The 12,598-nt window shown below is 57.0% G+C and carries 10 protein-coding genes; 2 read left to right on the top strand and 8 right to left on the bottom strand.

Features of this window, described 5'->3' with window-relative positions; translation table 11 throughout:
* The 3 genes from brxC to B2W52_RS21700 form a co-directional block, all read right to left on the bottom strand.
* On the bottom strand, positions 1 to 2,258 hold a 2,258-nt coding region (gene brxC / locus B2W52_RS21710; RefSeq protein ID WP_286804057.1), incomplete at its 3' end, for a BREX system P-loop protein BrxC.
* 37 nt (positions 2,259 to 2,295) lie between these two features.
* Positions 2,296 to 2,877, bottom strand: a complete 582-nt coding sequence (locus B2W52_RS21705; RefSeq protein WP_286804056.1) for a DUF1788 domain-containing protein — start codon at positions 2,875 to 2,877, stop codon at positions 2,296 to 2,298.
* A 34-nt stretch (positions 2,878 to 2,911) separates the two neighbouring features.
* The gene (locus B2W52_RS21700) at positions 2,912 to 3,523 is read right to left on the bottom strand and encodes a DUF1819 family protein (RefSeq protein ID WP_286804055.1); all 612 of its coding nucleotides are present in this window, start codon (positions 3,521 to 3,523) and stop codon (positions 2,912 to 2,914) included.
* Positions 3,524 to 4,140: 617 nt separating this feature from the next.
* Here B2W52_RS21700 and mutS point away from each other — a divergent pair.
* Together mutS and fdxA are read left to right on the top strand one after the other, a co-directional pair.
* Positions 4,141 to 6,786 (top strand): DNA mismatch repair protein MutS, encoded by a 2,646-nt coding sequence (mutS, locus tag B2W52_RS21695; protein ID WP_286804054.1) that lies wholly within the window; start codon positions 4,141 to 4,143, stop codon positions 6,784 to 6,786.
* A gap of 150 nt (positions 6,787 to 6,936) precedes the next feature.
* Positions 6,937 to 7,260: a ferredoxin FdxA gene (gene fdxA / locus B2W52_RS21690; protein WP_008170541.1), complete on the top strand. Its 324-nt coding sequence runs from the start codon at positions 6,937 to 6,939 to the stop codon at positions 7,258 to 7,260.
* A 71-nt stretch (positions 7,261 to 7,331) separates the two neighbouring features.
* Here fdxA and B2W52_RS21685 read toward each other — a convergent pair whose 3' ends face one another.
* The 5 genes from B2W52_RS21685 to B2W52_RS21665 all read right to left on the bottom strand — a co-directional run.
* Complete coding sequence (locus tag B2W52_RS21685) at positions 7,332 to 7,970, bottom strand: LysE family translocator (protein ID WP_014576519.1); 639 nt, start codon at positions 7,968 to 7,970, stop codon at positions 7,332 to 7,334.
* Positions 7,971 to 8,026: 56 nt separating this feature from the next.
* Positions 8,027 to 9,061 (bottom strand): hypothetical protein, encoded by a 1,035-nt coding sequence (locus tag B2W52_RS21680; RefSeq protein WP_286804053.1) that lies wholly within the window; start codon positions 9,059 to 9,061, stop codon positions 8,027 to 8,029.
* A 139-nt stretch (positions 9,062 to 9,200) separates the two neighbouring features.
* On the bottom strand, positions 9,201 to 10,151 hold the full coding sequence (locus B2W52_RS21675) for a DegV family protein (protein WP_008170544.1): 951 nt from the start codon (positions 10,149 to 10,151) through the stop codon (positions 9,201 to 9,203).
* A 110-nt stretch (positions 10,152 to 10,261) separates the two neighbouring features.
* The gene (locus B2W52_RS21670; RefSeq protein ID WP_008170545.1) at positions 10,262 to 11,095 is read right to left on the bottom strand and encodes a metal-dependent hydrolase; all 834 of its coding nucleotides are present in this window, start codon (positions 11,093 to 11,095) and stop codon (positions 10,262 to 10,264) included.
* Positions 11,096 to 11,350: 255 nt separating this feature from the next.
* Positions 11,351 to 12,598 (bottom strand): solute carrier family 23 protein (locus tag B2W52_RS21665; protein WP_286804052.1); only part of this gene is annotated, 1,248 nt, incomplete at its 5' end.

Raw genomic sequence — 12,598 nt, 5'->3', positions numbered from 1 at the left:
AGGAAGCCGAGCTTGGTGTAGGTATTCTCCAGCAGGTATTCACAGGCCTCATCAAAGCGCACGGCAAGGCTGGAGGTAGACAGCTTCAGGTGCTGGCCCAGAGCATAGCATTCTGCCCGTAAAAGCATGTCTTCCAGGGTGTGGCGTAGGCGTTTGCGCCGTTCCTGGTTCTCCCGGCCACGGTCGGCCAAGATGCGGGTGAGGTCTGAGTTGGTGCCATCATCATTCAGGCGGATGAATTTGTTGGTTTTGAGCCAGGTGCGCAGTTCCTGGAAGAAGGTCTTGTCGTCAGGCAGTTTGATCACAGCCTGCCCGGCAACGCCTTCGCTGGATTTGTTGATGCAACCGGCTTCGGTGAGCTGGCTGTAGTCCAGGTCCAGCGGCGATACCACTTCCACCCGCAGGTCGGATTCGTAACGGCCATCCAGGGTGTGGCCATCCAGGTAACGGCCGATGCTGTAGTCGGTTTTGTTGATGTGGTAGCGGTACTTGTTTTTGTCTTTCAGCAGATCTTTGAAGATCAGGCTGGTCAGTTCCTTGTTTTCATCGGTGCTGGCGATGTCGGTGGCTTTGATCTTGCGGGTGATGTCCCGCTCTTCGTTGGTCAGGAACAGAAACTCATCCCCGTTGCGGGTGATCAGGCTTTCTTTTTCCAGTCGGTGCAGGGTTTCCTCGATGCGCTTGCGCAGGGCCAGCTTGTCTTCGTCGATTTTCTCGATGGACAGGGTAACGAGGTTGTCCAGGGTACCTTTGATCAGGTCCACATAGCGGATCATGAACAACGTGCGCAGGATCTTAACGTCAAAGTCATCCAGGCTGGCGTTTTCACTGGCCTGGTCGATGGTGCGCTTAACCGCCGTATCCAGAAACCCTTCCACGGAGCGATAGAAGGCATGCATGGGCACCAATGCGCCAATGTCTTTGCCAGCCACGCTCATGGCTGCCATCTGGAAGGCGTCGAGCATGGACCGCTCACCGTAGGCCAGGTGGGCACCGGTTGCGCCAACCTTGCGGATTTCCTCAAAGACTTTTTGCACCAATTGAAAATGGTAAGGGGCAAACGGGTAGTTGGCGATGAAGCTGTCCGGGCCATCGAAATTCTTCAGTGTTGGGCCGGAGCGGTCAAAGGTGATCTGGTTGCGGAGGATGTCGCCGCTTTGGTCCCAGGCAGCCCGCAGTTCGGCTTCCGCTTCCGGTGTTTTTCGCAGCAGGCGCTTTTGAATCACTTCGTCGGTGTTCGAGCTCGACAGGGATAGGCGTGTCTTGAACCGACCGGCGATCTTGGAGAAGTCGTTGGCTTTGGATGAAGTGAGGTCTCCCAGTATGGCTTCCATATCCGCCTGGGAGGTAACCACAATCCATGCCCGGCCGCTGCAGATAGTACCCAGGTTCTCGGTGATGGTTTGCAGCGTGAGCATTAGCTTGGTGTCCGAGCCGATGAACTGCCCTACTTCATCCACCATGAAGATCATGCGGTTTTCAGGGCCCTGGGAGTCCAGGTATTCCTTAACCCAGCGGCAGAAGTTTTCCACGGAAACGGAGAAGGTTTCTTCCGATTCTTCAAACCACTTATGGGCGGCTTCGGCAGACAGGTTCAGAGCCTTGGCGATGGCTCCCTCGATATCGTCCTGATAGAACTGGTAACCGTCGCGTTCCTCTTCCCACTCTGAACCCGTGGCGTCTCGGAACGCATCCTTGAAGGCTTGATAAACGCCTTTTTGTTCCAGATGACGCTCCATGTGGGCAATGTGGGGATGGTCGCCACTAAAGCCCTGATGCTCGTTGAACACCCGCAGGAATACGTTGAGGATCGGATTACCGGAATCGTTGGAACTGGCTTTGGAGTCGATGTTAAAGAGGATGACATCGGCCGGGGTAGACGCGGCTTTCTGTACGTCGGCGCGGATCATGGCGTCGCGCAGTTTGTGCTCATCAAAGAACTCGACGGCCTGCCTGGTATTGCCCTGCCCATCGTGGGCTTCCTTGTTCTCCATTAGGTAGGACAAAGCTTTTAGGAAGTGCGACTTACCGGAGCCGAAGAAGCCGGAAATCCAGATACCCACCCGGTTGGGAATGGACGGATCTTTGAGATCCGTGCTGTAGCTCTCGAAGAAATCCCGGAAATGTTTTTCCAGCTCGTTGGTGACAACATACTCTTCCAATTCCTGCCAGACGGTTGCGTCATCCGACTGGTCTGCTTTGACCACACCATTGATGGAACGGTCCAGCGGTTTGAAGAAGAGGTCTTTAATGGTCATTGCTGATCATCCTTGTAATTCGGTCAGGTACTGCAAATCAGGTACGGGGCACCAATGAAAAGGCCCGGTAATAGTTGTTGCTGGGGATGCGATTAAACAGAGTCAGGCTCTGGCCGTTGTATTCGCCCGGGTAGAACAGCACTACGGGCTTATGGCCCAGCAGGCCATGGAGTTTGTTCAGGAGGTTGTGGGCCCGGAGTACCGGCCAGACGGAGCCAATGCCATGTATGAGGATGATGTCCTGCTCGCCGGCGTTGGTCTGTTCCATCATGTAAGGGGCGAACTTGTCCATGTGCATGGGGCCGGCCAGTGCTTTGAGCAGCGCTTTGTCGCCTTTCTTTACTTGCATCTCGCAGGCCTTATCCAGGAACTTGCGGTCGGCCAGATAGTCACGCATGACCTCCAGCAGGTTGATGCTGGCGACGCTCAGGTGACTGTGTTTTTTGGACAGGAAGTTGGTCAGGAAACCCAGGTATTCGCGGACCTTGAGCTCTTCTTCCGGCGCATAATCGAATACCCAGAAGCCAATTTCATTGCCCAGGCCCTGCCCCTGAAGGAATTCTTCGGAAAGGATTTTGTCTGGAATCTGATTTAGCCGGTCCTGTAACGGCTGTCTCATGCACGCGCTCCATCGATCTATTTTTTATGCCCGTTTACGCCGGGTTTGTACTGGACACATTCAGGCACGCCTTTATGCGGTAGCGCCGGCTGTCTTCCAGCAATACATTCACTTCAGGCCGCACCAGTACGTTCTGCAACCTCAAGCTGCGGGTACTTTGCAACAGCCCCACTTCAGCCAGGATACGGAATGCCACCTGCCCCATTTTCTTTTTGGAGGACTCTGTCCAGGTCCCTATGGCTGGATCCCGGTGGGCTCGATCCTCCAGAAAATCCATCCACTGGTACTGCGCCAATTTCTCCGTCTTCAAAATAAAGGCATCCCGAAGGACGGTTTCCACAAACTCCACTAACAGCAGATTCCGCTCCAGCACAGCCACGAAAGCAATCTGACTGGCCAGCTCGTCGTCGCCATCCCGCAATGTCCGCCAGAATGGCTCATCCAAGCGTTCCAGCCGCTTGCGCAAAGCACTGGCTTGGCGTTTGGCGGTGGCGGGGCTCCGCTTTTGCAGGCGGTTATCCGTTTGAATCACTCGTTTCCACTCTGAATCGTCTGCCTTCGAGAAGAGCAGATCGGCGATAATGCGGGCCTCCCTCACGAGGAGAGAGCCGCCGATCAGGTCACTGTCGTAGCTGAATTCATGCATCTGGTCGTCGGATTTCCTTTACGGTTTGAGATGCGTTGTATGCTACACGAGTTTCAGCTTATCGTGGCAGTCTCCAAGGGATTTGCGATCGTTGTGTGCTGGTAGCGCGACGAGCAATGCGGCGAAAAACATCAGGTATCTTTTCATTGGTCGTCCTTCTTGATGGATGACTCCTACCAAGCAGCAACGCTCACAGCAGTGCCGTACCTCTTGAACATGATCAAAGGGTAATAGATGAAAGCGACATAGAACGTCGCGAAGAACAGAACATCAGAATTTGGGTAGGTTGGTGCCGCCTGCCACCGGGGGAATTCTATACCCCTCAATTGCAGGTCGGCTCATGGGCCACGAAATGGGGGAAGTTGCTGCCCCGGGCAAAGGTTCGACATCGTGTCGCCTATCAAACCAGACACACTTACGCCTGCTGGCCTCTTATTGCACATGGTAACATTGCGTTCATTGCAAAGCAGATGGGTCACAAGGACTATTCCATGTTGGTTAAAGTCTACGGCCGGTGGATGGATTCGGAGTCTGAGAACGAGGCTGAATTCATCTGGCAAGAGTTGCAGAAAAGCGGAGCGTTTTGCCCCACGATTGCCCCAAGCTAATGAGGAAGTATGCCGAAAGTCAGTAACGAAGCGCCCTCCAGCGAATTATCCAAGCACACCCCAATGATGCAGCAGTACCTGAAGATCAAGGGCCAGCACCCCAATGAACTGGTGTTCTACCGCATGGGGGATTTCTACGAGCTGTTCTACGAAGACGCCAAGAAAGCGGCGGAGCTGATGGACATCACCCTCACCGCCCGGGGCCAGTCCGGGGGCAACCCGATCCCCATGGCGGGCATCCCCTATCATTCCTCTGAGGGCTACATTGCCCGGCTGGTTCGGGCAGGTCAATCCATCGCCATTTGCGAGCAGATTGGTGACCCGGCTACCAGCAAGGGACCGGTTGACCGTCAGGTGGTAAGGATCGTCACACCGGGCACCCTGAGCGACGATGCCTACCTGGAAGATCGCCGGGACAACCTGCTGGTCGCCATCTATAACCACCGGGAACAGTTCGGTTTTGCCTCACTCGATATCTCCAGCGGCCGTTTTGCCGTTTCAGAACTGGAGAACCTGGAAGCCCTGCAAGGGGAGCTGCAGCGGGTACGCCCGGCGGAAATTCTGATCAGCGAGGATTTTCCTTACGAGGACGTTCTGGAGGGCTTTACCGGAATTCGACGCCAGGGTCCCTGGCTGTTCGAATCCGATACCGCACGCCGTGTGATCACCCAGCAGCTGCAGGTACGGGACCTGACCGGATTCGGCTGCGAAGACCTGAACCTGGCGGTCTGTGCCGCCGGCTGTCTGCTGCAGTACGCCAAGGAAACCCAGCGCACCGCCCTGCCCCATATTCGCAAGCTGACCCGTGAACGGCGCGATGAAGCGGTCATTCTGGACGCCGCCAGCCGCCGCAATCTGGAGATCGACACCAACCTGATGGGCGGCCACCAGTATACCCTCGCCTGGGTCATGGACCGCACCGCCACATCCATGGGTGGACGGGAACTCCGGCGCTGGCTGAATCGGCCGCTTCGGGATGTGGAAATCGTCCGCCAGCGTCAGCAGGCGGTATCGGCACTGCTGGACGGGTTCCACTATGAGCCGGTGCACGATCTGCTGAAAGCTGTTGGCGACATTGAGCGCGTGCTCGCACGGGTCGCCCTTCGTTCGGCCCGCCCAAGAGACCTGGCGCGGCTTCGGGATGCCTTCCAGGCCCTGCCGGACCTGCAGGAAACCCTGAAACCGGTCAATTCCCACCACGTCGTCAGGCTGGCGACCATCATTGGGGAATACCCGGAACTGGCGGATCTGCTGGAGCGCGCCATCATCGACAATCCCCCGGTCGTGATCCGTGAAGGCGGGGTCATCCGGGAAGGCTTCGACGAGGAGCTGGACGAGCTGCGCAACATCAGCGAAAACGCCGGCCAGTATCTGCTGGATGTCGAAACCCGGGAGCGGGATCGCACCGGTATCAGCACCCTCAAAGTAGGTTACAACCGGGTCCACGGCTACTACATCGAAATCAGCCGGGCCCAGTCCGATCAGGCGCCGGTGGATTATATTCGCCGGCAGACCCTGAAAAACGCCGAGCGATTCATCACGCCGGAACTCAAGGAGTTCGAGGACAAGGCCCTGAGTGCCAAGAGCCGGGCCCTGGCCCGTGAGAAAGGCCTTTACGATGACGTACTGGAAACCGTCGCCGGGCAACTTGCGCCACTTCAGGATGCCGCGCAGGCACTGGCAGAACTGGATGTGCTGAGTAATTTTGCCGAGCGCGCCACCTCTCTGCGCTTTTCCGCGCCGGAGTTCAGCGAATCCCCGGGTTTTGACATTGAGGAAGGGCGCCATCCGGTGGTTGAACAGTTGCTGGACGAGCCCTTCGTACCGAACGATCTGCTAATGGACACCCAGCGCCGCATGCTGGTGATGACCGGCCCGAACATGGGCGGTAAATCCACCTATATGCGTCAGGCCGCGCTGATTGCGCTGCTCGCCTACACCGGCAGTTTCGTGCCCGCCAACCGGGCAGTGATCGGCCCCGTGGACCGGATTTTTACCCGCATGGGTTCCTCGGACGATATCGCCGGCGGCCGCTCCACCTTCATGGTGGAAATGACCGAAACCGCCAACATCCTGCACAACGCCACCGAGCACAGTCTGGTGTTGATGGACGAGGTTGGTCGTGGCACCAGCACCTTTGATGGCCTGTCCCTGGCCTGGGCTACTGCCGAACACCTTGCCCGGGAGATACGCTGCTACACGCTGTTTGCCACCCACTATTTCGAGCTGACCCAGCTGGCCGATGAGCTGCAACATGCCGTAAACGTCCATCTGACGGCCACCGAACACGATGACAGCATCGTGTTCCTGCACAACGTGCATGATGGCCCGGCGAGCCAGAGCTACGGGCTCCAGGTAGCCAAGCTGGCCGGCGTGCCCCAGGATGTGATCCGTAACGCCAAAACCCAGCTCTCCCACCTGGAGGGCAGCGCTTCGCCAGCGGCGCCGGCAGCCTCGGCCGCCGAACAGGGCAACAACGCATCCCTGGCCAAGCCGGCAACAAAGGTAAATGAATCCGTTTACCAGGGCGACATGTTCGCCAGCCTGGAGCCCAGCGCCGTGGAAGAGGCACTTAAAGACATGGACCTCGACGGATTAACCCCCCGGGATGCCATGAATCAGCTTTACGAGCTGAAGGCGTTGATGAAGAAATAGCGAAGAATTGATCTGTGTAATAAGGTTATAGCAGTCGAACGCTTGCGGCTGTGCGGGTCGCTCCCTACAATATCGCGCACCAAAATATAACGGCAGCGCCCGACGGCGCTCCTGATGAGACTGACCGACCACTGGACCAGGGATCTGACTATGGCGTTTATCGTTACTGATAACTGCATCAAGTGTAAGTACACAGACTGCGTGGAAGTCTGTCCGGTAGACTGCTTCTACGAGGGACCGAACTTTCTGGTAATCGACCCGGACGAATGTATCGACTGCGCCCTGTGCGAGCCAGAGTGCCCGGCCGAAGCCATTTTCTCGGAAGACGAGCTGCCGGCCGATCAGGTCCAGTTTGTGGAGCTGAATGCCGATCTGGCCGCCAAATGGCCGAACATCACCGAAAAGAAAGATCCACTGCCAGACGCTGAAGAATGGGATGGCAAGCCGAACAAGCTTCAGTATCTGGAAAAGTAAGCATCCGGAACTGGAACAAAAAAGGGAAGCCGAGGCTTCCCTTTTTCTTTGCCTGAAGTTCCGTGATTGCGTCAGGTGCTGGCCAGCTTGGCGCCCATGGCCACGAAAAACCCTCCCGTCAGGCCGTTCAGCGTTCGCTTCACACGCGCGTTTACACCAAGACTCCGAAACGTCACCACCACCCAGGCCAGACCACACTGCCAGAGCATTGCCAGCAGAAAATGCACACCGGCCAGCATCAGCGACTGCTGAAAGGCGTTGCCTGCCGGATCCACAAACTGTGGCAGCAAAGCCATGTAGAACAGGGCGGTTTTGGGATTAAGAACGTTGGACAGCAGGCCCTCACGAAACGACACCGCCAAGCCCACCTTCCGGCGGGCAACCGTTACGTCCTTTGCCGCAGGCGCGTCACCCCGGCGAAGGGCCTGGCGCAACGAACCGATGCCGAGCCAGACCAGGTAGCAAGCGCCGGCCCACTTCAATGCAGAAAATGCCCAGGCGGTTTCCACCAACAGGAGGGAGATGCCCAGCGCCGAGAGCGTGGCATGAATGAACAGGCCGCTACAGATTCCGACACTGGTCACGCACCCATCCCGCAAACCGCCCCGGCCGGTATTACGCATCACCAGCAGCGTATCCACACCGGGCGTGATGGTGAGCAATGTAATGGCAACCAGATAGGCCCAGAACAGATCCGATATCAACGTCATGCCCTCTCAAAATCCTGAACGAAACCTTCCCCGGGGCCCTTCCGACAATCTCAGACTCAGGCCTCCTGCTGGAGAATCTTACGCGCAGCGGCGGACTTGTAAAATGGCGCAAGCCGCCGACGAATCACGGCCTCAACATAGCCCTCTTCACGCAACACGTCTATAACCGGAATTGCGTAAGCATCTATCTCCGCCATAACAACCTCACGGCTTACCCCCATATCGCCCAGCAGGTCTGTAAGCGGGCGCTCGCCATATTTGTCGAACAGGTGGGAAACCACGGCCCGGGCACAGTTCTCAAAGTATCCGGTCTTGCGAAACTGCAGCCAGAACTCATAGCCAAGCACCACAAACTCCTGCAGCTGCACGTCTCCGAGCCCCTCGTGAAGCTCGGCAATGGTGCGATCCTCCAAAGACACCCAGGCGGCCATCACACTGTCGCGCAGCTCCTCATCAGACAGGGCACTGTGCAGGAATTGCTCACTGCGGCTGATCAAACCGGGCAGGCTGTCAGACAACCAGGCTTTCAGTCGACGCTCAAAGGTTTCATCCAGCCCCGGCACCGCCCGGTTGGCCATCCGCTTGCCAAATTTCATCATCGAACCAACGCCCGGCACAGACTTGGTGATCAGGTTATCCTCGTACAGGTAGTTCACCAGGCCGTGGTACACCACATTGGACACCAGCTCCTGATAGACCGGGTGCGCCATGATCTCGCTGATCACCCGTTCACGTTGCTGCCGGAGCTCCAGAGCTTCCTCCAGAAAGCCCGTGGCCTGTTCGCGGGTGATGATCTCGCCCAGGGTGGTCTTTGACTGCACATCGGCATTGAGCACCTCGGTGGCCATCTCCGCAGCCAGTTCCGGAATGCCTGCATCCAGTTCCATGTCCATAACGATACGCTGGATAACGCCCATCACCTGCTCTTCCGAGGTTATCCGGCCAAGGGTTATCTCGCCGGCATAATGCCAGAGCTCATCGAGCTCCTGCTCCAGGAACTTGCGCAGCTTTGCGCCCTTTAGCGAAGCCAGCTCATGTTTCACATGCTGCTCAAGCAGTTGGTTGGCGAGATCCGTTTTGCCTTTGGTCATGGCGTCAGTTGTCCTGTTGAAGAAATGAAACACACAGGCCAGAGGCTAACACGAACGAAACGCTGGCAGGTTTGCCAAAACTACAGGTGGAGAGGCGCGGCCGGGCCAGTATGATTCAGTCACGCACTCTGAGAAGGAGTTACTGAAAATCGTTGAAGGTGTGGGGTTCCGCAGCAAGTGCGAGGCAAAGACTGCCGGGGCCAACGTAGATGCTGCTGGTAATCCCCATCTGGGAGAGCAGCAGTTCCACACCATTGCGTTCGCAAGCATCGCGCAGTCGGTTGAGCCCGGGCAAATCCTCGATCTCCGTCCAGGTAAGACCACAGGACAGGCTTACATAGGGTGTCAGAAGCCCGGCTTCGACACGGGCAGCGGCATAGTTCATCACCTTTTCCACGGCCACGTCGAAACTCCGGGTTTTGGCCGCGGGCTGGCCCTCGGCCCCTTGCCCGAAGATAACCGGCGTAATGTTCAGTGCTTTGCCCAGGAAGGCAACCAGCGCCGATACACTCTTGTCGCCACGCCGCCGTGCCCGTTCACGGATGTAGTGCAGATCCCTCGGAATGACGCAGGTGTAGATCTTGTCGCTGAAGGTTTCCACCTCATGGCGCAGGGCATTCTTGGACACATTCTGGCCGATCAGCTTGAGCGTGTGGGCTGCCAGCAGGCCCTGGCCGGCAAAAATCTGTTTACTGTCGATCACACGCATAAAGAACCGGCCATCACGACCGGCGGCTTCCCGCGCACCTTCGTAATTCGCCAGGACACTGTTCATAGCCTCGGTGGCATTCTGGAAAATCAGGCTTCGGGATTTCGTGACCGTCTCGCAGATAGCAATATCGAACTGGGTGACGATCTTCTCCATGAACAGATCGTGTATCTGCTCTGCGGTGAAGGCGCGGGTTTCCGCCTGATGTCCTTTCTGCAACAGGCCGCTCTGATAGAACTCCTGGGTCCGAACCGGATCATGCTTGTCTATGTAGGTCTGGCCATCGATTACAGCGGTTACCGGCAGCACGAACAGGTCGTGCTTGCGGCTGAACTCATAGGGTAAGTCGCACGCAGAATCGACGATCAAACCAACTCGCATGGTGGGCCTCCAGCTCCGGGTAGCTTCTCGAACGGAAGCCCCCTTTATTGTCGTTATTCTTTGTGCCGCACAGTTTTACACACCGCGATCAGAATTTCAGCAACCCGGCCCTATCGTGCTGCCGATGTCATATCCAGCTCACGGAGATTCTGCTCGAGCAGTTCGCGGTTATCCTGCTGCCAGGGGTGAAAGCCTTTACGGAAATACGCCAGGAATTCCGGCAGACACTTGCGGAGCACTCCGGGCTTGCCCCAGAGAAAATTAAACCCGCCAACCCAGGTGCGCAGGCTCCAGAGTTTGCCATCGGCCTTCAGCAGGCTACAGGTATTCAAAAAGGTGTACTTGAAGAAATTCCAGGTAACAAAGAGGAAGACGATCCGGCGAAGCTGTTCATTGCCGACACATTCCCGGTAAACATCAAAGGCGACGGATTTGTGTTCGGTTTCCTCAATCGCATGCCATCTCCAGAGCTTTGCCATGGTCGGCGTGGCGCCTTCCATCCACTCCGGGTGGCTCAGGATGGCATTGGCCAGGACGGCGGTGTAGTGCTCGGCGCCACAGGTACCTGCCAGTTGGCGGCTTGGTGGCAGTTTACCCACCCACTCCATATGCTTGCGGAACCGTTGGTCCAGGGCATCAATATCGTAGCCCCGGGCCTTCAGGGCCTCGTTGTAATCCTTGTGCTCCCTGCTGTGCAGGGCTTCCTGGCCAATAAATCCGCGGATCTCCGCTTTAAGCTTTGGATCCTCGATCTTGTCCCGATAGAGCCTTACGGCATTGATAAACTGCTGCTCGCCATCGGGAAATTGCAGGGAAAGGGCGTTGAAGAACGCGGTCCGGAAAGCATCGTTGCCATGCCAGAGCGTTTTCAGATCCTCGCTGACATCGAACCGCAGATGTCTCGGCTCAACGGACACCCCCTCGGGCGTGGAGCTGATGGTCATGACTGCCTCCTGTTTTTGTAGTGTTGTTATCAGTATTGAACAGCGGACAAAATTTCATCAGTTCTGGCAGTTTAAACCCGGAAACCGCGCGGAAGGAATACTTCAGGAGGAAAAATTAGACAAATTGTCACGAAATGACATTCTGTCAACGCCCATGCTCAGGGAAACATTCAGGCATAAAAAAGGGAGGCACGAAGCCTCCCAAGGACACACAGGGGGTCAGCGCCTTCCGGTGCAGAGCCGGAAGACGCAGGTTTAGTGCTCTTCTGCGGCTTTCACGCCCGGCGCTTCCGGGTCGGCGGTAAAGCCAAGCAATTTGGTACGTTCAATCAGGAAATAGAGGACGGCACCGGTGGCCAGACCCCAGCCGGCACCGTACACCGCCAGAACCACGCCCATGGTGCCGGCAATGCCACGCTCGGTGTTATTCTCCAGCTGCTCCAGACCTACCATCAGGCAGATATAGCCGGTCAGAAGCAGGGTCAGCGAGAGGGCAATTGGCAACACCGGCTGGAAGAAGCTCACCAGCGGCAGGATGAACAGGGCAATGAAACCGGTAATCCAGAAGGTACCACCGCCACTGTAAATGGAGTCCATAGCATTGCGGCCGTACTTGTACCGCTCGGCCATGGTGGCAGTGACGGCCGTCCAGATCGGGCCCGCCAGCCCCGGGTAAGGCGCGAAGAACGCGTGGCCACCGTTGCGAATCGCGGTTACCAGGTGCACCCGGTCGATGCTGTTATCGATGTCTTCGTCTTTGCGCAGATGATCCACGCGATTCATCAGGGACTGACCCACCACGATGTCACCAAAGGCAATAACGTAAGCGATCACGGCCGTGGGAATGGCGTACAGGAAGACGTTGGCATCCGGGAAACCGACCGCGAACGGCAGGTAGTTCCACAGCTCATCAAAAGCCGGCTTGGTGATGCCCCACTCGACATTGGGCACGTCGTATTCGCCAGTGGCAAAGCCGACCAGAATCGCAACCACCATACCCGGCACCATGCCGTAGTTGGCGATCTTACGGGCGATGGAGTTATTTTCCACAAAGCCTTTGAACGATACTGAAAACATCAGGTACAGGCACACCAGACCGCCAATGATCAGGGAGATCGGTGTATTGGCCAGGCGGCCGCCCGCTTCGATCTCACCCATCAGGGCCGCGATACCAGCGCCGATGATAATCCCGCCTTTCATGGAGCGGGGAATCAGCTCCACCAGCTTGCTGCCCAGACGGGTAATGCCCAGAACCAGGAAGATAATGAACACCAGGAACTGCAGGGCGAACAGGGCCTGGATGGCTTCTGGGCCAGGCTCATAGTCACTCAGGAACAGCAGGACAACCGGAATACCCGGCGTAATCCAGCCAGGCACCAGGGGCACACCCAGCAGTGCCGGCAGCATGAAACCGATACCACAAATTACCACGTAGGCCAGAGCCACGTCGTAGGGCACACCCAGGTATTTCTCAAGAAGGGGAATCATGGCCAGGCTGACCAC

Source organism: Marinobacter sp. UBA2498 (genome assembly GCF_002341575.1).
GTDB classification, from domain to species: domain Bacteria; phylum Pseudomonadota; class Gammaproteobacteria; order Pseudomonadales; family Oleiphilaceae; genus Marinobacter; species Marinobacter manganoxydans.
This window is presented reverse-complemented; position numbering and strand designations above follow the sequence as displayed.